Genomic DNA, 242 nt, shown 5'->3' on the forward strand with positions numbered 1-242 from the left:
GTACTGTCATTGGTCAATACATCATCAATCGTCACAACTGGCGCGGTGATGTCTGCTGAAACTGTTCCTGTGCCTGGTGCTGATTCATTACCTGCTGCATCTGTGGCTGTCGCAGTAACTTCATCACCATCCACTAAACCACCTGGGTTCGGTACGCTCCAACTGCCGTCTGGTCCAGCAACAACGTCTACTGTACTGCCATCTGGGAAGGTTACCGTCACCGTCGAATCAGGTTCTGCTGT

Annotated in this window: 1 protein-coding gene; it reads right to left on the reverse strand. The window is 51.7% G+C overall.

The window, feature by feature from the left end; genetic code table 11:
- The coding region (locus MMP72_RS15835; protein WP_241406219.1) for an Ig-like domain-containing protein at positions 1-242 on the reverse strand (242 nt) is incomplete at both ends.

The sequence above is a fragment of the Acinetobacter sp. NIPH 2699 genome, assembly GCF_022549355.1.
Classification (GTDB): domain Bacteria; phylum Pseudomonadota; class Gammaproteobacteria; order Pseudomonadales; family Moraxellaceae; genus Acinetobacter.